Here is a 17,577-nt window from a genome sequence, read left to right on the forward strand (position 1 = left end):
TCACGGCTGCAGCCAAAGGGCGGATGAGGGGTGCCCGCCACGAGCCAGAGGAGGGACCAGACATGACCGCCTATATTGGCAAGCGCCTTCTGGCCGCCATCCCGGTGATCCTGGGGCTCTCCATCATTGTCTTTCTGGTGATGAAACTCATCCCCGGCGATCCGGCGCAGGCCCTGCTGGGCTCCTATGCAACGCCGGAAAATGTCGAGCGGATCAACCGCGCCCTCGGGCTCGATCGCTCCTGGCCCGAACAATATGTGATCTGGATCGGCAATCTCCTCCAGGGCGATTTTGGCCGCTCCTACATCCTCAATCGGCCCGTCATCGATGAGGTGCTGGAGCGTTTCAGCGCCACGCTGATCCTTGCCGGAGCATCACTGGTTATCTGCTCGGTGCTCGGCATCCTGGCAGGCATTGTCTCGGCGGTGCGCCAGTTCGGCTGGACCGACCGCATTGTCACCTTCTTCGTGCTGATCGGCATATCCATGCCAGCCTTCTTCCTGGGGCTGGTTTTCATCCTGTTCTTTGCCGTTGAATGGCGGCTGCTGCCGGCCTCGGGCATGTATGCCGTCTATGGTGGCGGCGACCTGCCGGACCTGCTGCGTCACCTGATCCTCCCTGCGGGAACGCTGGCCATCGTTGCCACCGGGGTTGTGGCGAGATTGACTCGGGCCGCCATGCTCGAAGTGCTCAGGCAGGACTTCATCCGCACCGCCCGTGCCAAGGGTCTTACTGAAAACGTGGTGATCTATCGCCACGCCTTCCGCGCCGCGCTCGTCTCCATCATCCCGGTGCTGGGCATCCAGGCCGGGTTCGTGCTGGGCGGCGCGGTCTATATCGAGACCGTGTTCCAGTGGCCGGGGCTGGGGCAGATGCTGGTCAAGGCCGTCTCAACCCGTGACCTGCTGCTGGTGCAGGGTGGGGTGCTCGTTGCCGCGACCGTCTATGTGCTCGTCAATCTTCTGGCCGACGTCGCCCAGGCCATGCTCGATCCGAGGCTCAAGGCATGACCGAGATGGCCCTTACCACTCCCGCACCCCGCAAGCGGCGCAGCAACTGGCAATTGCTGATGGCCAACAGGCTCGCAGCCGTGGGCCTCTTCCTCTTTGCCTTCATCGTTGTGCTGGCGGTGCTCGCGCCAATTCTGCCGCTGCCCAATCCGGACATCACGGACCAGCCCAACCGGCTGCTGCCGCCCCTGAGCCAGGGGCATTGGCTGGGCACCGATCATCTGGGGCGTGACATCCTCTCGCGGCTGATCTGGGGCACGCAGGTGTCGCTGCTGGTCGGCATCAGCGCCACAGCACTGGCGGCCATTTTTGGCTCGCTGATCGGTCTGGTCGCCGGCTATGCGCGGGGCGCCACCGACAGCGTCTTGATGCGCTTTGTCGATATGCTCATGGCCTTTCCCTATATCCTGCTGGCGATTGCCATCGTCGCAGCGCTGGGGCCGGGCCTGCTCAATGCGCTCTACGCCATCGCCATCGTCAATATCCCCTTCTTTGCCCGCAATATCAGGGGTGTCACCGTCTCGATACGCAGTCGCGAATTCGTCGATGCGGCGCGGTTGTCGGGCAAGGGGCACGTGGCGGTGCTGTTCACCGAGGTCCTGCCCAATGTGCTGCCGGTGATCGTCATCACCATGTCCACGACCGTGGGCTGGATGATCCTCGAAACGGCAGGCCTCAGCTTTCTCGGGCTGGGCGCGCAGCCGCCGACCTCCGATCTCGGCTCGATGCTGGGGCAGGCGCGGGCACAATTGTTCACCGCGCCCCATGCCTCGATCATTCCGGGCATCATGATCTTCGTCCTTGTCATGTCCATCAACCTGCTCGGCGACGGCATCCGCGACGTGCTCGATCCGCGCCTGCGCTCGGGGGCCCTCAACCGGCCTATGCCGATCACGAAAATCGAACGCAAGACCCAGCCGCCGGCGAAGATGGAAAACTCCCCGGCACTGGTGGTCGAGAACCTATCCACCGGCTTCGATACCGGTGACAGCATCACTCCGGCGGTGCGCGATATCAGCTTCCGGCTCGACAAGGGCGAATGCCTGGGGCTGATCGGGGAGAGCGGATCGGGCAAGTCGGTGACGGCGCTTTCGCTGATGGGCCTTGTGGCCTCACCGCCAGGCGTGATCACTGGCGGCGGGGTCTATGTGGGAGGCCAGGAAGTGCTGTGCTTGCCCGAGCAGCAATTGATCGGTCTGCGCGGCGCTCGCGTCGCCTACGTCTTCCAGGACCCGCTGACGACGCTGCACCCGCTCTTTCCGGTGGGCGAACAGATCGCCGAGGCCGTCCTCGCGCACAAGCCTCTTGGCAAGCAGGCGGCGCTGGCGCGTGCGATGGAACTGATGGATACCGTCGGCATCCGCGATGCCTCGAGCCGCATCAAGGCCTATCCCCACGAGCTTTCCGGTGGTCAACGTCAACGGATCGGCATCGCCATGGCGCTGGCCAATGATCCCGACATCATCATTGCCGACGAACCGACCACCGCACTCGATGTGACGGTACAGGCGCGCATCCTCGAACTGCTGCACGACCTTCGGCGGCAGCGAGGCCTGGCGCTGCTGCTCATCACCCACGATTTCGGGGTCGTCGCTCAGGTCTGCGACCGCGTCGCGGTCATGAAGGACGGCCTCATCGTCGAGCAGGGCGAAACCGGCGCGGTGCTGCGCAATCCTCAGCACGACTATACGCGCCGCCTGATCGCCTGCGTGCCGGAACTGGGCGAGGGACATGCGTTCCTCGACCGCGTCCAGCCACTTTTCGAAAGGGCGGGGGCATGAGCCAGGACGTCGTTGTAATCCGCGATCTGGTCAAGACCTTTGGCGGTGGCCGCAACCTGTTCGGGCGGCAGGCCAGCGAGGTGCATGCCGTTCGCGGCATTTCGCTCGACCTCAAAAGGGGCGAGACCCTGGGCATCGTAGGCGAAAGCGGCTCGGGCAAGTCGACACTGGCGCGCATGCTGGTGGGTCTTGAACGTCCGACAGCCGGTACCATGCAGATCGATGGCAGGCCCTGGTCGGAGCTGGCGGCACAGGGCTCGCGCGCCTTCGGCCGCAAGATTCAATATGTGTTCCAGGACCCGGTCGCTTCGCTCAATCCGCGCAAGACCATCGGGGACATCCTCGATGTGCCCCTGCGCCTGTTGTGCGGGTACGACCGCGCCACGCGCACAAGGCGCAAGCGGGAACTGGTCGACGCGGTGCAGATGCCGCTCGATACGCTCGACCGCTTCCCGCACGAGTTTTCCGGCGGACAGGCGCAGCGCATCGCCATCGCCCGGGCGCTGGCGGCAGAGGCACGCATCCTGGTGCTCGACGAGCCGGTCAGCGCGCTCGATGTCTCGGTGCAGGCGCAGGTCCTGTTGCTGCTTCAGCAGCTGCGCGACGATCTTGGGCTTTCCTACCTGTTCATCAGCCACGATCTTGCGGTTGTGGAATCCATTTCCGATCGGGTCGCCGTCATGTATCTGGGAGAGGTGGTGGAAACCGGCCAGGCGGCCGAGCTTTTTGCCGCGCCCAAGCATGAGTATACGCGCGCGCTGATCGCCAGCGCACCGCGCCTCGACCATTCGGAAACCGCATGAGCCTGCCCGATCCCATCGACCCACCGGCAAGCGCCGGCCCTCCGCGCCGCAAGCGCACGGACGAGATCGTCGATGCCATCAAGCGCATGATCGTCGAGCATGGCCTTGGCCCCGGCGATCGGCTGCCGCAGGAGCGGGATCTGCTGGCCCAGTTCGCGGCCAGCAAGGGCACGGTGCGCGAGGCGCTCAAGGCGCTCGAAGTCCAGGGTCTGATCTCCGTGCGCACCGGTCCGGGCGGCGGCGCCTTTATCGAGCGCATGTCGGAGGGCCGGGCGATGAGTCTGCTTTCCAACTTCCTCTTCGCCAAGAACCTCTCGATCGCCAACATCTACCAGATGCGCAAGGCACTCGAGCCGCTGGTGGCGGCGAGCGCCACGCCTCACATCGACGAGGCCGGGCTCAAGCGGCTCGAGGCCATCATTTCAATCTACGACCATGAACCGGCAGACGCCCGCGAGCGCTGGAACCAGCGCATGGCCGAGCTCGATTTCCATGGCGTGGTCGCCGAGTATTCAGACAATCCGATCCTTGCCTTCACGGCTCGTTTCCTCCAGCGCCTGCTCAAGGACCTGACGATCGCCCAGGACATCTATGTGCAGCCCGAACCCGTGCTGCGCGAGGGTGGCATCCGCCACCAGCGCGACCTGATCGCCGCCATGCGGCGCCGCGACGCGGACGCGGCGTCCGCCATCCTGGCAGAGCACATGGCCGAGGCGGAGGCGCATATGCTGCGACTGGAAACGCGCCTCGAGGATCGTTTCCTCAGCGAGACCGAAGAGCCTCGCAAGCCCCGGGCCCGTCGGCGCGCCTGACCCGACCTCGGTGGCGCAGCACGTGGCAGCGCAGTTTTTCGCTTCACTAACACGCGCACTCTGTGGCACGCCTTACCCATGAGCGAACCCAAACCCCCTTCCTTTGTCAGTGCGCAGATGGTGGCCGACAGGGCCGGGGTGTCGCGTTCAGCCGTATCGCGCACCTTTACCGACGGCGCCAGCGTGTCCGAGGCGACGCGCCGCAAGGTGCTCGAGGCGGCCAATGCCCTGGGCTACCACGTCAACCATCTCGCCCGTGGCCTGCGCGAACGCAGCAATATCGTCTGCCTCGTGGTCGCCGACATGACCACGCCGATCCGCGCGCGCATGGTCGATGTCCTCACCCGCAAATTGCAGGCAGCGGGCAAGATCACCATGGTGATCAACACCGAGACCGACACCGAAAGTGTCTCGGCGGCCCTGCGGCAGACACTCAACTATCGCGCCGACGCCACCGTGGTTCTTTCCGGGACGCCGCCTGCCTCGCTGATCGAGACCTGTCTGGCCAATGGGCAGCAGGTGGTGCTGATCAATCGTGACGAGCGCTTGCAGGGCTCGAGCAATCTGGGCGTCGACAACGCCATGGCAGGCCGCGAGGCGCTGTTCCTGCTCCAGCGCGCTGGCTGCAAGCGGCTGGGTCTGATCACGTCCAACGCGCGCACGGCCAGTCTGGTCGAGCGCGAGAAGGTGTTCGTGGCCGCAGCCGAAGCCGCCGGCATGCCGGTCGTGGTCACCGAGGCCGGGCCGACAAGTTACCAATCCGGCCAGGAGGCGGCGCGGCGGGTGTTCGGACGATCCGAGGCACCCGATGGCGTCTTTTGCGTCACGGACCTTCTGGCCCTGGGTTTCATGGACGTCGCCCGACAGGAATTCGGCATCGCGATCCCCGATGATCTTTGCGTGGTTGGCTTCGACGACATCGAACAGGCCGGCTGGGCGTCCTACCAGTTGACCACATTTCGACAGCCTCTCGATCCGATGGCCGACGAAGTCGTGGACCTGCTGCTGCAGCCCGAGCGGGCCGTTTCGGAACGACGCATGATCGAACCGATTCCGGTGTGGCGGCGGTCGGTGCGACCGGGTCGACGCTAAGGCAAATGCGGCCGATCCTTGGTGCCCAAGCTTGCCCGACCGGTGCGGGGCAACGGCTCGATTTGTGCCTTTTTTAGGGGTCCGCGCCTGCTTTTGAAACAGCCCGCGCAAATTGTTGCACAGCTGTGCAATCAGCCTGTGTCATCAAAGCGTTATGTAAGGCGCCTATCTACGCAATCAACAGGGCGAAAAAATGCACTTGTGTGCAATCGCTAATGGGTGTTGTCTTGCGGTAGCGATGGACCATCGCGGCAGGCTGTACCCGGCATGAGATTGGGACCGCCTTCCGCCCGCCAACGCAAAGAGGGAGGAGGCCCATGAGGCGGGCGAACCGGTGCCGATCCGGTTCGCCAAGACGGCTAGCGCCGTTACGCTGCCTCCGCATTCGGCAACGACAAGCGCGGTGGCCCCAACGGTCGCCTTGATGGGAGAAAGTACATGAAACGTCGTGACTTCATGATTTCCGCTGCGGGTACTGTGGCCGGTATGGCCCTCATGCCCCGCATGTCCTTCGCCGCCGAAGGCGTGATCGACTGGTACACCAGCTCGGACAGCAACATTCTCGATTTCTGGACCAATACGGTAAAGCCCGCCTTCGAAGCGGCGAACCCCGGCGTGTCCCTCAATCTGGTGGATGCGGGCGATGGTGCCGGTATTATCTCGATCGCCGAGCGCGCCATGGCCGCCAAGCAGACCGGGACCGATCCGCAGGCCGATTTCTTCGAGTCCGCCGATGCCGAACTGCCCGCAGGCGCCATCGAGGCCGGCATCTACACCAACATCAAGGCCGCCGGGCTTTCCAACTACGACAAGGTCAATCCGCTGGCCATCGAGAGCGACTATTCGCTCCCCTATCGCGGCTCGCAGGTCTTGCTGGCCTATGACAGCACCAAGCTGAGCGCGGCCGATGCGCCCAAGACCTGGGATGACCTGGTGGCCTGGATCAAGGCAAACCCGGGTCAGTTCGTCTATAACCGCCCCGACAAGGGTGGTTCGGGCGGCAATTTCGTCCGTCGCGCCATCCACCAGGCCAATGGCCTCGACCCCTCCAAGTTTACGGTCGATAACTACACCGAAGAATTCGGCAACGAGGCTCTGGGCAAGGCCTGGGAGATCCTCAAGGACATCGCGCCCTCGCTCTATGACAACGGCGCCTATTCCTCGGGCAATACCCAGTCGATCCAGCTGCTCTCGCAGGGCGTCGTCACCATGACCCCGGTCTGGTCCGACCAGGTGCTGCAGGCCATCAGCCAGGGCGTGCTGCCGGAAGACACCGGCCTGGTCCAGCTTCAGGACCTGGCGCTGGCGGGCGGCTTCACCCGCTCCATCGTCATCGAGAACGGCGTCAACCGCGACGCATCGCTCAAGCTCGCCGATTTCATCCTGTCCGAAGAAATCCAGAGCGCCATCCTGACCGAGCTCGGCGGCTTCCCGGGCGTTTCCTGGGACTATGTGGCACCCGAACTGCGCGAGCGCTTCGCCGACATCGTCCCGACCTCCATCCCGACCTTCCCGGGTGGCGACTGGTCCGGCCCCATCAATGATGGCTGGTACCGCAATGTGGCTCCGAACGTCGATCGCAACTCGTGACCACCGAGGCTGCTGACGGAGCGGCTCGTCCGCTCATCGAAAAGTCCGACAACAGGAGGCCGACCGGCCTCCTGCTTGTCGCCATCCCTGTCCTGTTGATGGCGTGGCTGATCATCTGGCCGATCATCAACGCCGTTGGCCGCACCATCTGGCGGCCGGATGCCGAGGGCAATTACGGCTTCAATCTGTCCAGTTACGTCTTCTTCTTTTCCGATCAGTATAGCATCGACAATCTCGCGGTGACCCTGTGGACGACGCTGATGTGCGCCATCCTGCTATTGGTCATCTGTTTGCCGATCGCGCTTTACCTGCGCTTTTCGCAAGGGCGGCTTCCCGCCTATGTGCAGGCGCTCGCCATCTTTCCGATGTTCGTGCCATCGATCATCCTGGCCTATGCCTTCATCCGCGTGCTGGGGCCCAATGGCATGGTCGACATCCTGCTCAACGCGGTAGGGCTGCCCAAGATTCGGACGCCATACCTGACCCCCTGGGGGCCGGTCATCGGCCTTGTGTGGGACAATATCCCGCTGACCGTGCTGATCCTGCTCTCCGGCCTTGGCAGCGTTGCCAACCAGGCCGTCGAAGCGGCGCGAGACGTCGGCGCCAACCGCCTGCAGGTCTTCTGGCACATCATCCTGCCGCGCATCTCCAATTCGGTACTCGTGGCCATCTCCTTCTCGGTGCTGGGCATCTTCTCGTCGTTCACGCTGCCCTATCTCCTGGGGCCGGCATCGCCCGAAATGATGGGGCCGTTCATGAACCGCACCTTCCGCGAGGTGAACGACCCGCTCAACGCCATCACCCAGGCCGTCATAACCTTCGGCTTCTGTATCGCCTTCGGGCTTTTCTATGTGCGTTCGGTCGCACGCAACCAGGGGAAGTGAGATGGAACGCGTTGCTCCCGTCACCATGGCCCCGGCCAGCATTGTTCCTTCGCGTCCGCCGCTGGACTGGACCGGCATTGTGTTCGCCATCCTGCTCTCGGCCGCCATCGTCCTGCCGCTGATCGTCGTCGGCACCTGGGCCTTCACGGAGGTCTGGCGCTATCCCAATGTCGTTCCGCAACAGTTCGGTCTCCGGTTCTGGAACCAGACGCTGACCCGTCCCGATGTCTGGGCGGCACTGACCCTGAGCTTGCAGCTCTCTACCGTGGTGACGCTGCTCTCGGCCGCCATCTGCCTCCCCGCGGCCTATGCCTTTGCCCGCATGAGCTTTCCGGGGCGCACGGTACTGTTCTTCTCGTTCCTCGCCGGGCACGCCTTTCCAAAATTCGGCCTCTTGATCGCGATAGCCGCGATCTTTCTGCAGCTGAACCTGATCGGCACCTTCTGGGGTGTGGTCCTCATCCAGCTCGTGGGCACGCTTCTGTTCATGATCTGGATTCCCGTGGCCGCCTTTCAGGCCGTCGACCGGCGCATGGAAGAGGCGGCCCGCGATGTCGGCGCCGGTCCGTTCCGGGTCTTCTGGTCGATCACTCTGCCGCAGGCCGGACCGACCATCGCCGCTGCCCTGCTGCTGAGCTTTGTCGGCACCTTCTATGAAACCGAGGGCGCCTGGCTGATCGGCGCACCCGGCATCCGCACCATGCCGGTGCTGATGATCTCCTTCATCAACAATCAGATGGTCATCCAGTATGGCGCCGTGCTCTCGGTGATGCTCTGGGTCCCGTCCTTCATCGCTCTCATGTTCGCCCGCCGGGTCATCGGTGGCGGCGCCTTTGCCCGCGGCTTTGGCGGCTAGGGAAATCCAATGTCTGTTCTCAAAATCACCGACGTCTCCAAGAACTTCGCCGGCAACACCGTCGCCGTGGACAAATTCTCGCTCGATGTGGCCGACGGGGAGCTGGTATGCCTGCTCGGCCCATCGGGTTCGGGCAAGTCCACCCTGCTGCGCATGGTGGGGGGCTTCGAGCGCCCCACTGCGGGGCAGATCACCATCGATGGCGATGACATTACGCACCTTCCGCCCGAACGGCGGCCCACGGGCATGGTGTTCCAGAGCCACGCGCTCTGGACCCATATGAATGTGTTCAAGAACCTGGCCTTTGGCCTCAAGCTGCGTGGGCTGCCAAAGGACGAGATCAAACAGAAGGTCGATGCCGTCCTCGAACTGGTGGGCCTGTCCGGTTACGGCACGCGCGGCGTCAACCAGCTCTCAGGTGGACAGCAGCAGCGCGTGGCTCTTGCCCGGTCGCTGGTGCTGGAGCCCAAGATCCTGCTGCTCGACGAGCCGTTCGCAAGCCTCGACCAGCATCTGCGCGAGCGTCTGCGCGAGGAGGTGCGGGACATCCAGCAGCGCCTGAAAATCACCACGCTCTTCGTGACCCACGGGCAAGACGAAGCCCTGGCCATGGCCGACCGGATCGTGGTCATGCGCGATGGGCGGACCGAGCAGATCGACCGGCCCGATGTCGTCTATCGCGAGCCGCAGACACCCTTTGTCGCCGGCTTCATCGGCACGATGAACCTGATCGAGGGGCAGGTGGCCAATGGTCGCTTCACCCATGCCGGCTTCGGGCTCGACATTCCGATCCCCGATGGTCCGGCAACCGTGGCCATTCGCCCCGAAGTCCTCGACCTGACCGCTTCGGATGACGGCGTGGCCGTGGTGCACCGGGTCACCGACTACGGCACGCACGGGCTTGTCGATCTCGATCTGAGCGACGGAACGCGGCTCAAATCCATGGTGGCGCATCCCGACCTGTTCAGCGCCGGCCAGAAGGTTGACTTGCAGCCCAAGGCCATCGCGGCCTACCGCAACAATGCCCGGGTTTATCGGAGCTGAGATGGCCGATCCCCTCTATATCGAGCGCAAAGGTCACCGTACCTGGCTCAAATGGCATCGCGCCCGCCGCAAGGCGAGCGATCCGGTGTTCACAGGTGCCCGCATTCTGGAGGCCATGCGGCTCGGCGCCAGCGTCGAGGTTGACCTTGTGGTCTCCGCCGACAAGGGTTTTGCCGTGTTGCACGACAAGACCCTTGAGAGGGAAACGACCGGACAGGGCGCGGTGGCGTCGACCACGGACAACGAAATCCGGCAATTGCACCTGCGCGGCAATGATGGGGCGCCGATTGCCGACCGGGTCATGCTGCTGGACGACCTGTGCAGGCTGATGACCGAGGGGCAGGTGCATCCCGATGCGCTGCTGCAGCTCGACTACAAGGAAGACGAGACCGTGCTCGATGCGCGGGCCGTCGATAACTTTTCCCGGGCGGTCGGCCCGGTGGCCGCAAATGTGATCGTGTCGTCGGGATCGGCGGCGGCGATCGATCTATTGGCTGCGGCCGTGCCAGGCATGAAGAAGGGGTTTGACCCCAGCAACGAGCAGAATTTCCGCGCTGCATTGTCCGCCGGGTCTTTGCAGGCCTTTGTCGACGACGCCGTCAGGGCGCTGCCCGGCGCCGACCTCATTTACCTGCATTGGCCAATGGTGACCCATGCGCAGGATGCGGGCTTCGACATTGTCGGGGCCTTTCATCGGCACGGCGTCCGCATCGACGCATGGACCATCCGCGAGGTCACCCCGGCCAGTCTCGCCGAGGTCGAGCGCCTCCTCGCGCTCAAGGTCGATCAGATTACAACCGACGATCCGGAGGGGCTGCACGCGGCCCTCACATCATGAGCAAAGACTACGATTCCATTCTGGACACCATGGTTGCGGCCGCCCGTGAGGCGGGAGAGCTGACCCAGGCGCATTTCAAGCGCTTTCGCGATCTCGAAATCGGAGTGAAGGGGCCGGGTGACTTCGTCTCGGATGCCGATCGCGAATCCGAGCAGTTGATCCGCAAGCGTCTGTTCGAGATTGATCCGACCTGGAGCCTGACGGGAGAAGAGTTCGCGCCCGTCGACGGTTCGGACCCCGAGCACCGCTGGCTGGTGGACCCCATTGACGGCACCACCAATTTCCTCAATGGCCAGCACTACACCATCACGATTGCATTGCGGCGCGGCAACCAAACGCTTTGCGGGCTGGTCTACGATCCGGTGGCCGATGAGATGTTCACGGCCAAGAAAGGCGGTGGCGCTTTCCTCAACGGCGAGCGCCTGCAGGTCAGCCGTTCCACCGATGTGGCCATGATGTGTGTCGGCACCGGTCTGCCGACGCCGAACCTGCAGCTTTATCCGGGGGCCTACCAGCGCCTTGACGCCATCCGTGCTCCGATCGGCGCGGTGCGTATTGTGGGCAGTGCAGCCAATAGCTGCGCCTGGGTCGCCTGCGGGCGGCTGACCGGCTATTTCGAAGAAACCGGCTTTGTCGATACGGCTGCCGGTATTCTTCTGGTCGAAGAGGCCGGTGGCATCGTCACCGACTGGTGGGGCAGGGGACCGGAGGTGTTCGAGCGCACGGGCTGCCTGGTGGTCGCCAATGCGGCCACGCATGCCTATTTGCTGGGCCAGCTCAAGGATGTGCCGCCGAAGAACCCGGCGACCTGAGCGGTCGCCTCACGGCATCAGCATGCCGCCATTGACCTCGATGGTCTGGCCGATGATGTAGCCGGAGAGGCTCTCGCAGGCCAGGAACAGATAGGCCCCGACGCAGTCCTCGGCGACGCCCAGTCGCCCCTGCGGCACGGTCGCCAGCTGCGCCTTGAGTTGCGCCTCGGTGGAATAGCGCTCGTGAAATGGCGTCTCGATGACGCCCGGCGCCACGGCGTTGACGCGAATGCCGAAGGGGATGAACTCCTTGGCCATGCCGCGCGTCACATTGGCCACGAAGGCCTTTGAAGAACCGTAGAGCCCGGCGCCGCCGCTGGCGCCATTGCGGGCCGCGATCGAGGTGGTGTTGATGACAAAGCCGCCACCGGCCGCTTTCATATGCGGCAGCGCCGCCCGCGTCGCAGCCAGGACGGAACGGCCATTGAGGTCCATCACCGCGTCATAGTGTTCGTCGGTCATCTCCGCATAGGGCAGGCGGGCGACCATGCCCCCGGCATTGTTGATGAGCCCGTCCAGCCGCCCGAAGGCCGCAGCGGTCTCCTCGACGGCGCGGGCCATTTCGCCCGATTTCGACGCATCGGCGCGCACGAGATGCGCCTTGCCGCCGGCTTCCTCGACCGCGTCAGCCACCGCCTTTGCGGCGTCCTCGCTGGAATTGTAGTGGACGCCAACCATCGCTCCTTGCGCGCCGAAGGCCTTGGCAAGCGCGGCGCCGATCCCGGTCGATGCCCCGGTGATGAGGACGGCCTTGTCCTTGAGTTCGGGGAGAGTGAGTGCAGCCATGGTCAGCTCCTATAGTCCATCGCGTCCGCGGAAACGGCGTTGATAATCGGGATCGTAAAGCGAACTCTCGCGGAAGTCTTCGGCGCCAAGGCCTCTTCCAACAAAGATGATGGCGGTGCGCTCGATGGCTGGGTCGAACCTGGCCTCGATATCGCTGAGCGTCCCGCGGATGATCACCTCGCCCGGCCAGCTGGCATGGGCGACAATGGCGACCGGGCAGTCCGCGCCGTAGAGCGGCGTCAGTTCGTCAACGACGCGCCCCAGCGAATGAATTGCCAGATGGATGGCGAGGGTCGCCCCTGTAGCTCCGAATGCCGATAGCGTTTCGCCATCGGGCATGGGCGAGGCGCGGCCGCCAACCCGGGTGAGTACCACCGACTGGTTGACGGCCGGAATGGTCAGTTCACGTCCGAGCGCCGCCGCGGCGGCGGCGAAGGCGGGCACGCCGGGCGTGAGCGTATAGGGGATGCCCAACCGGTCGAGGCGGCGCATCTGCTCGGCCACCGCACTCCAGATGGAGAGATCCCCCGAATGCAGGCGGGCCACATCCTCGCCAGCCTCATGCGCGCCAACATATTCGGCCTCGATCTCATCGAGCGACATCGGGGCGGTGTCGATGAGGCGCGTATCGGGGCCGCACCAGTCGAGCATCTCGCGGGGCACGATGGAGCCGGCATAGAGGCAGACGGGGCAGCGGGCGAGCAGGTTCCGACCGCGCACGGTGATGAGATCGGCGGCACCGGGACCCGCGCCGATGAAATGCACGGTCATGGCTTGCTCCAGCGCCACTGGGTGATTGGCATCGCAGGGCGCCAGCCGGTCATGCCGCCCAAGGGGGCCGCCTGGGCAACCGAGAGACGGACCAGCTCGCCGCCACGTTCAGCGAAGAGCGCCAGCAGCACCTGTTCCATCTCCAGGCTCACCGCATTGGCCACCAGTCGCCCTCCCGGGCGCAAGGCGGTCAGGGCCGCCTCCATGACACCCGGATCGGTTCCGCCACCTCCGACGAAGATGGCATGGGGCGCCTCGAGCCCGGCAAGCGCGTGCGGGGCAGGTCCGCCGACCACGCGCAAATCGGGCACGCCGAAGTTGCGGGCGTTGCGGGCGATGCGTTCGGCTCGCTCAGGCTCCGCCTCAATGGCGACGGTCTTGAGGCTGGGATCGGCCAGCATCCATTCGATGCCGATCGACCCGGACCCGGCGCCGATGTCCCAGAGCAGTTCGTGCCGGCGCGGCGCAAGGGCCGAAAGGGTGAGCGCCCGCACATCGCGCTTGGTGATCTGCCCATCATGCTCGAAGAGAGCGTCGTCGAGCCCGGGCGACAGCGGCAGGACGCGCGCACCCGGCAGCGGGACCACGGTGATGGCGCAGATATTGAGCGGGTCAAGATCGGTCAGGGTGAAGCCGTCGGCCATCTGCGACCGCACTTGCTCGCGCGGCCCGCCCAGAGCCTCCATGACGGTGATGATGGAGCGGCCAAACCCAGCTTCGACCAGCAGGGCCGCGAGCGCCCCCGGACCCTTTTCGTCCGAGGTCAGCGCGAGAATGCGCACCGCGGCGTGCAGATGGGGCCGGATGAGGTCGATGGAACGACCGTGCAAGGATAGGCTGACAACGTCCTGCAGCGGCCAGCCGAGACGCGCCGCCGCAAGGCTGAAAGCGGAGGGATGCGGAATGACCTGCATTTGCGCCGGGTCGATATGCCGCGACAGCGTGGCACCGACGCCATAGTGGAACGGATCGCCAGAGGCGAGCACGCAGACCTTACGGCCACGGGCAGCCAATACGGCATCGATGGACGCCGAGAACGGTGTCTGCCAGGGATGCTGATCGCCATGGATGGCCGGTGCAGCCAATTCCAGGTGCCGGGCCCCGCCAAAGACGATTTCGGCATTGGCCAGTGCCGTCCGTGCGGCAGGGGAGAGGCCGTAGAGGCCATCCTCGCCGATGCCGATGATGGTGAGCCAGGGCGAGCTCATCAGCCGACACCCCTGGGCGAATAGACCAGCGGATCCATGCCTGGCCGCTCAATGATGCGGGTTTCGGCAGAGCCGATGATCACGCAGGTTGCCATGTCGGCAGTCTGCGCATCGGCCTCGCCCAGCGGCACGACGACGAAATGCTCGTCCGGCCGCCCGACGGCGCGGCCAAAGATCACCGGCGTTGTCACCGGCAACACTTCACGCAGGATCTTGAAGGCCGTGCCCAATTGCCAGGGGCGGGCCTTGGAGATGGGATTGTAGAGCGCAATGACCAGCCCCGCCTCGGCAACGGCACGCAGGCGGCGCTCAATGAGTTCCCACGGCTTGAGATTGTCCGAGAGCGAAATGGCGCAGAAATCATGGCCGAGTGGCGCGCCTGCGCGAGCGGCCACGGCCAGCATGGCGGTCACTCCGGGCAGCACTTTGATGTCGAGCCGCCGCCAGGTTTCGGGTCCGGTCTCCACCGCCTCGCAGATGGCGGCGGCCATGGCAAAGACCCCGGGATCACCGCCCGAGACCACGCAAACATAGGCGCCCTTGGAGGCTGCATCGAGCGCCGCGCGGGCGCGGTCGATCTCCTCGCGATTATCAGAGGCGACGCGCGTCTGGTCGGAGCGCAGCATGAGGCGGTCGAGATACGGACCATAGCCGAAGAACAACTCTCCCCCGGCGATGGCCTCCATTGCCTGCGGCGTGGTCTGGCCAGGATTGCCCGGGCCCGTCCCCACAATGGTGAGCCTGCCGGTCATGGCCGCGCACTCCAGCCGGGTACCAGAACCAGCGAAAAATAGGGCGCGTCGTCATTGGCCTTGTCGGCCAGGGCAATGGCCGAACCATTGGTCATGGTGCCACGCTCGACATAGACAGCCCCCTCGAGCCGGCCCGCATCGGCCAGGGCAGCCCGCACCTTTGGCAGATTGCGCCCCAATTTCATGATGACGGCCCCCTGCGTATCGGACAGGCGGCGGGTCAGGTCGGCGCGGTCCAGCGTGCCGGGCAGGATGGTCAGGATATCATCGCCCTGCACGAGCGGCAGGCCCGCGGCAGACCAGCAACCCGACATGGCCGTTATGCCGGCGACGACCTCGGTGTCATAGCGGGGAGCGAGGCGCACATGCAGATGCATGTAGCTTCCATAGAATAGTGGATCGCCCTCGCTCAACACCGCCACGCTGCGGCCGGCATCGAGATGCGCGGCCAGCCTTTCGGACGCCTCGGCATAGAATCCGGCAATCTGGTCCTTGTAGCCATTGGCATGGCGATCGATCTCGGTCGTCACCGGATAGTCCAGCGCTTCCTCGACTTGGTCGGGACGGAAATGCGCGGCGGCGATGGCGCGGGCATTGCTCGGATTGCCGCGCTTGGCAAAATAGGCCACGACATCGGCGCTTTCGATGGCCCGCACTGCCTTGAGGGTGAGGAGGTCCGGGTCGCCGGGGCCGGTGCCGACGCCAATGAGTTTCCCCCTCACAGCCCCGGCCTCGCAAGCGCGTTAAGGCAGGCCGAGGTGATGGCGCTGCCGCCCAGGCGCCCGCGCACAATCGCATAGGGCACGCCATATGAGTTTTCAGCCAGCGCATCTTTCGACTCCGCCGCGCCGACAAAGCCCACGGGCATGCCTAGAATAGCGGCCGGCTTCGGAGCGCCGTCGCGCAGCATTTCGAGCAGGTGGAACAGCGCAGTGGGGGCATTGCCGATGGCGACCACTGCGCCCTCAAGGTGCTTGTCCCAGAGATGCAGGGCGGCGGCCGAACGGGTATTGCCGATGGCACCCGCCAATTCTGCGGTCCGCGGATCGCGAAGCGTGCAGATGACCTCATTGCCGGCAGGGAGGCGGGTGGCGGTGACGCCGCGGGCCACCATTTCCGCATCACACAGAATGGGCGCGCCAGCCATCAGCGCGCGACGGGCTGCGGTAACAAAGCCGGGACCGAAAACGAAATGGTCGGCGGCCGCGACCATGCCTGCCGCATGGATCATGCGCACGGCCAGATCGGCCTGGTCATCGTCGAAGCGCGACAGGTCGGCCTCGGCGCGGATGATGGCGAAGGACTGGCGATAAATGCTGTCGCCATCCTTGATGTAGTCGTATTGCGTCATCGCCTGTCCCGGGAGGGAACGAGGGCGGCGATAGGCGCGCCTTCGTCCAAGATTTCTAGAGGCGTATCGCCCGCCCGGCCATCGATGACAAGGCCAATCCCGTCCGCGCGTCCCACCAGCGTCACTTCGGCGCGCCGGGGATGCGCGCAGCCCTTGCTGCAGCCGGAGACGTGCAGGTGCTGGCCGGGCTGGACATGGGTGGCCAGGCGATCCGCCATTTCCCGGGCGGCGATGAAACCGGAGGCGCAGCCGCGGCTGCCAATACAGGCGCTAACGCGGCGGCGGGGATCGGCCGGGTCCGTGATGAAGCCCAATGTGGCAGCGTGCTGGATGAGCGCTTCGGGGGCGTCGTCAAGCAACAGCGTATGATCGGGGGCGAGTCGAATGATCCTCACGCCTGCGTTTTCGGCTGCGTGGGCTAGGCCAATAAGGTCGGCGGCGCGTGCCGAACCGAAGGGCAAAGCGACCCGGAGCGTGTGCCCGGTGCGGAGGGTGAACCTGCTTGCGGCCATGCCATCCCGGTGCAAGAGCCGATCGGGTGCAGGTGCTCCCGACGCCGGAAAAAGGTCGATTGCCCGCGCTTCCGGGCCGAGCGCGGAGAGTGCGCCCAGCACCGCCATGGCCGCTGCGACGGCGCCGGCCCCGTCCATGATCTGCGGCTTGCCACCACCCAGGCTAACGGCCCATTGGCCAGGGCCAGTCGCCAGGAGGCGGATATCGACCTTGAGGGCCGCAAGGGACATTTGTCCACCCCCGTCGATGACGACGCTGACCTTGGGACCGAGCTGGCCGGAAAGCTCAGCTGCCTCCTGCCGGATGCGTCGCGCCAGCGGGCGGGCATCGGCAAGCTCAAACGGGTCGAGCCCGGCAATGGGGGAGGTGTCGACCACCAGGCCCGTTTCGACCTTGATCACCGCCGCGACATCGCGGGCAAAGCGTCCGGCCGTCTCGGGTCGAAGGCCGCGCACCTGCAGGTTGCCGCGGGCGGTGACTTCCACGATACCGTTGCCATGGGCTTGGGCGAGGCTGGCCAGTTCGGCCAGTTGTTGGGGCGCCAAGAGGCCGTTCTCGACCCGAACCCGCGACAGCAGTCCGTCCCCAGTCTGCATGGGTTCGGCCAGGGTCGGGCAGGCGCCACGGCGAGCGCCCGATTGATGACCAAGAATCGCGGTTGCAGTGTTCACTCG

General features: G+C 65.1%; 18 protein-coding genes. 11 read left to right on the forward strand and 7 right to left on the reverse strand.

Annotated features, from left to right (window positions below):
* The first annotated feature begins 62 nt into the window (after nucleotides 1–62).
* The 11 genes from K1X15_RS04385 (at nucleotide 63) to K1X15_RS04435 (ending at nucleotide 11,522) form a co-directional block, all read left to right on the forward strand.
* On the forward strand, nucleotides 63–1,010 hold the full coding sequence (locus K1X15_RS04385) for an ABC transporter permease (protein ID WP_220306267.1): 948 nt from the start codon (nucleotides 63–65) through the stop codon (nucleotides 1,008–1,010).
* Nucleotides 1,007–2,791 (forward strand): dipeptide/oligopeptide/nickel ABC transporter permease/ATP-binding protein, encoded by a 1,785-nt coding sequence (locus K1X15_RS04390; protein WP_220306268.1) that lies wholly within the window; start codon nucleotides 1,007–1,009, stop codon nucleotides 2,789–2,791. The genes K1X15_RS04385 and K1X15_RS04390 overlap by 4 nt, the downstream gene beginning before the upstream one ends.
* Nucleotides 2,788–3,594 carry an ATP-binding cassette domain-containing protein gene (locus K1X15_RS04395; RefSeq protein ID WP_220306269.1) on the forward strand — a complete coding sequence of 269 codons (807 nt, stop codon included), beginning with the start codon at nucleotides 2,788–2,790 and terminating at the stop codon, nucleotides 3,592–3,594. The genes K1X15_RS04390 and K1X15_RS04395 overlap by 4 nt, the downstream gene beginning before the upstream one ends.
* Complete coding sequence (locus tag K1X15_RS04400) at nucleotides 3,591–4,406, forward strand: FadR/GntR family transcriptional regulator (RefSeq protein ID WP_220306270.1); 816 nt, start codon at nucleotides 3,591–3,593, stop codon at nucleotides 4,404–4,406. The genes K1X15_RS04395 and K1X15_RS04400 overlap by 4 nt, the downstream gene beginning before the upstream one ends.
* 78 nt (nucleotides 4,407–4,484) lie before the next feature.
* Nucleotides 4,485–5,498, forward strand: coding sequence for a LacI family DNA-binding transcriptional regulator (locus K1X15_RS04405; RefSeq protein WP_220306271.1), 1,014 nt, complete (start codon nucleotides 4,485–4,487; stop codon nucleotides 5,496–5,498).
* Nucleotides 5,499–5,936: 438 nt separating this feature from the next.
* Nucleotides 5,937–7,088, forward strand: a complete 1,152-nt coding sequence (locus K1X15_RS04410) for an extracellular solute-binding protein (protein ID WP_220306272.1) — start codon at nucleotides 5,937–5,939, stop codon at nucleotides 7,086–7,088.
* Nucleotides 7,089–7,186: 98 nt separating this feature from the next.
* A complete protein-coding gene (locus tag K1X15_RS04415; protein WP_220307430.1) occupies nucleotides 7,187–7,972 on the forward strand; it encodes an ABC transporter permease in 786 nt (261 codons plus the stop codon).
* Nucleotides 7,973–7,997: 25 nt separating this feature from the next.
* Nucleotides 7,998–8,828 carry an ABC transporter permease gene (locus tag K1X15_RS04420; RefSeq protein ID WP_220307431.1) on the forward strand — a complete coding sequence of 277 codons (831 nt, stop codon included), beginning with the start codon at nucleotides 7,998–8,000 and terminating at the stop codon, nucleotides 8,826–8,828.
* 9 nt (nucleotides 8,829–8,837) lie between these two features.
* A complete protein-coding gene (locus K1X15_RS04425; protein WP_220306273.1) occupies nucleotides 8,838–9,872 on the forward strand; it encodes an ABC transporter ATP-binding protein in 1,035 nt (344 codons plus the stop codon).
* 1 nt (nucleotide 9,873) lies between these two features.
* The gene (locus K1X15_RS04430) at nucleotides 9,874–10,710 is read left to right on the forward strand and encodes a glycerophosphodiester phosphodiesterase (protein ID WP_220306274.1); all 837 of its coding nucleotides are present in this window, start codon (nucleotides 9,874–9,876) and stop codon (nucleotides 10,708–10,710) included.
* Nucleotides 10,707–11,522, forward strand: coding sequence for an inositol monophosphatase family protein (locus K1X15_RS04435; protein ID WP_220306275.1), 816 nt, complete (start codon nucleotides 10,707–10,709; stop codon nucleotides 11,520–11,522). The genes K1X15_RS04430 and K1X15_RS04435 overlap by 4 nt, the downstream gene beginning before the upstream one ends.
* A 9-nt stretch (nucleotides 11,523–11,531) precedes the next feature.
* Here the strand turns inward: K1X15_RS04435 and K1X15_RS04440 are convergent, their stop codons facing one another.
* Genes K1X15_RS04440 through cobG form a run of 7 tightly spaced genes read right to left on the reverse strand, consistent with a single transcriptional unit; the run spans nucleotide 11,532 to nucleotide 17,574 of the window.
* The gene (locus tag K1X15_RS04440) at nucleotides 11,532–12,308 is read right to left on the reverse strand and encodes an SDR family NAD(P)-dependent oxidoreductase (RefSeq protein WP_220306276.1); all 777 of its coding nucleotides are present in this window, start codon (nucleotides 12,306–12,308) and stop codon (nucleotides 11,532–11,534) included.
* A 9-nt stretch (nucleotides 12,309–12,317) separates the two neighbouring features.
* Complete coding sequence (gene cobM, locus K1X15_RS04445; protein ID WP_220306277.1) at nucleotides 12,318–13,079, reverse strand: precorrin-4 C(11)-methyltransferase; 762 nt, start codon at nucleotides 13,077–13,079, stop codon at nucleotides 12,318–12,320.
* A complete protein-coding gene (gene cbiE, locus K1X15_RS04450; protein ID WP_220306278.1) occupies nucleotides 13,076–14,287 on the reverse strand; it encodes a precorrin-6y C5,15-methyltransferase (decarboxylating) subunit CbiE in 1,212 nt (403 codons plus the stop codon). Before cbiE ends, cobM begins: the two co-directional genes overlap by 4 nt.
* On the reverse strand, nucleotides 14,287–15,039 hold the full coding sequence (locus K1X15_RS04455; protein ID WP_220306279.1) for a precorrin-3B C(17)-methyltransferase: 753 nt from the start codon (nucleotides 15,037–15,039) through the stop codon (nucleotides 14,287–14,289). Before K1X15_RS04455 ends, cbiE begins: the two co-directional genes overlap by 1 nt.
* Entirely contained in the window at nucleotides 15,036–15,761 is a 726-nt protein-coding gene (locus K1X15_RS04460) for a precorrin-2 C(20)-methyltransferase (protein WP_220306280.1), read from the reverse strand. The genes K1X15_RS04455 and K1X15_RS04460 overlap by 4 nt, the downstream gene beginning before the upstream one ends.
* Complete coding sequence (locus K1X15_RS04465) at nucleotides 15,758–16,390, reverse strand: precorrin-8X methylmutase (protein ID WP_220306281.1); 633 nt, start codon at nucleotides 16,388–16,390, stop codon at nucleotides 15,758–15,760. Before K1X15_RS04465 ends, K1X15_RS04460 begins: the two co-directional genes overlap by 4 nt.
* Nucleotides 16,387–17,574, reverse strand: a complete 1,188-nt coding sequence (gene cobG / locus K1X15_RS04470; RefSeq protein ID WP_220306282.1) for a precorrin-3B synthase — start codon at nucleotides 17,572–17,574, stop codon at nucleotides 16,387–16,389. Before cobG ends, K1X15_RS04465 begins: the two co-directional genes overlap by 4 nt.
* Nucleotides 17,575–17,577 lie beyond the last annotated feature (3 nt).

Source organism: Devosia salina (genome assembly GCF_019504385.1).
Lineage (GTDB): Bacteria > Pseudomonadota > Alphaproteobacteria > Rhizobiales > Devosiaceae > Devosia > Devosia salina.

Bases quoted from the DNA above. Each gene is read 5' to 3' on its own strand.
- K1X15_RS04385 (WP_220306267.1), top strand. From the start codon at position 63: ATGACCGCCTATATTGGCAAGCGCCTTCTGGCCGCCATCCCGGTGATC.
- K1X15_RS04390 (WP_220306268.1), top strand. From the start codon at position 1,007: ATGACCGAGATGGCCCTTACCACTCCCGCACCCCGCAAGCGGCGCAGC.
- K1X15_RS04395 (WP_220306269.1), top strand. From the start codon at position 2,788: ATGAGCCAGGACGTCGTTGTAATCCGCGATCTGGTCAAGACCTTTGGC.
- K1X15_RS04400 (WP_220306270.1), top strand. From the start codon at position 3,591: ATGAGCCTGCCCGATCCCATCGACCCACCGGCAAGCGCCGGCCCTCCG.
- K1X15_RS04405 (WP_220306271.1), top strand. From the start codon at position 4,485: ATGAGCGAACCCAAACCCCCTTCCTTTGTCAGTGCGCAGATGGTGGCC.
- K1X15_RS04410 (WP_220306272.1), top strand. From the start codon at position 5,937: ATGAAACGTCGTGACTTCATGATTTCCGCTGCGGGTACTGTGGCCGGT.
- K1X15_RS04415 (WP_220307430.1), top strand. From the start codon at position 7,187: ATGGCGTGGCTGATCATCTGGCCGATCATCAACGCCGTTGGCCGCACC.
- K1X15_RS04420 (WP_220307431.1), top strand. From the start codon at position 7,998: ATGGCCCCGGCCAGCATTGTTCCTTCGCGTCCGCCGCTGGACTGGACC.
- K1X15_RS04425 (WP_220306273.1), top strand. From the start codon at position 8,838: ATGTCTGTTCTCAAAATCACCGACGTCTCCAAGAACTTCGCCGGCAAC.
- K1X15_RS04430 (WP_220306274.1), top strand. From the start codon at position 9,874: ATGGCCGATCCCCTCTATATCGAGCGCAAAGGTCACCGTACCTGGCTC.
- K1X15_RS04435 (WP_220306275.1), top strand. From the start codon at position 10,707: ATGAGCAAAGACTACGATTCCATTCTGGACACCATGGTTGCGGCCGCC.
- K1X15_RS04440 (WP_220306276.1), bottom strand. From the start codon at position 12,308: ATGGCTGCACTCACTCTCCCCGAACTCAAGGACAAGGCCGTCCTCATC.
- cobM (WP_220306277.1), bottom strand. From the start codon at position 13,079: ATGACCGTGCATTTCATCGGCGCGGGTCCCGGTGCCGCCGATCTCATC.
- cbiE (WP_220306278.1), bottom strand. From the start codon at position 14,287: ATGAGCTCGCCCTGGCTCACCATCATCGGCATCGGCGAGGATGGCCTC.
- K1X15_RS04455 (WP_220306279.1), bottom strand. From the start codon at position 15,039: ATGACCGGCAGGCTCACCATTGTGGGGACGGGCCCGGGCAATCCTGGC.
- K1X15_RS04465 (WP_220306281.1), bottom strand. From the start codon at position 16,390: ATGACGCAATACGACTACATCAAGGATGGCGACAGCATTTATCGCCAG.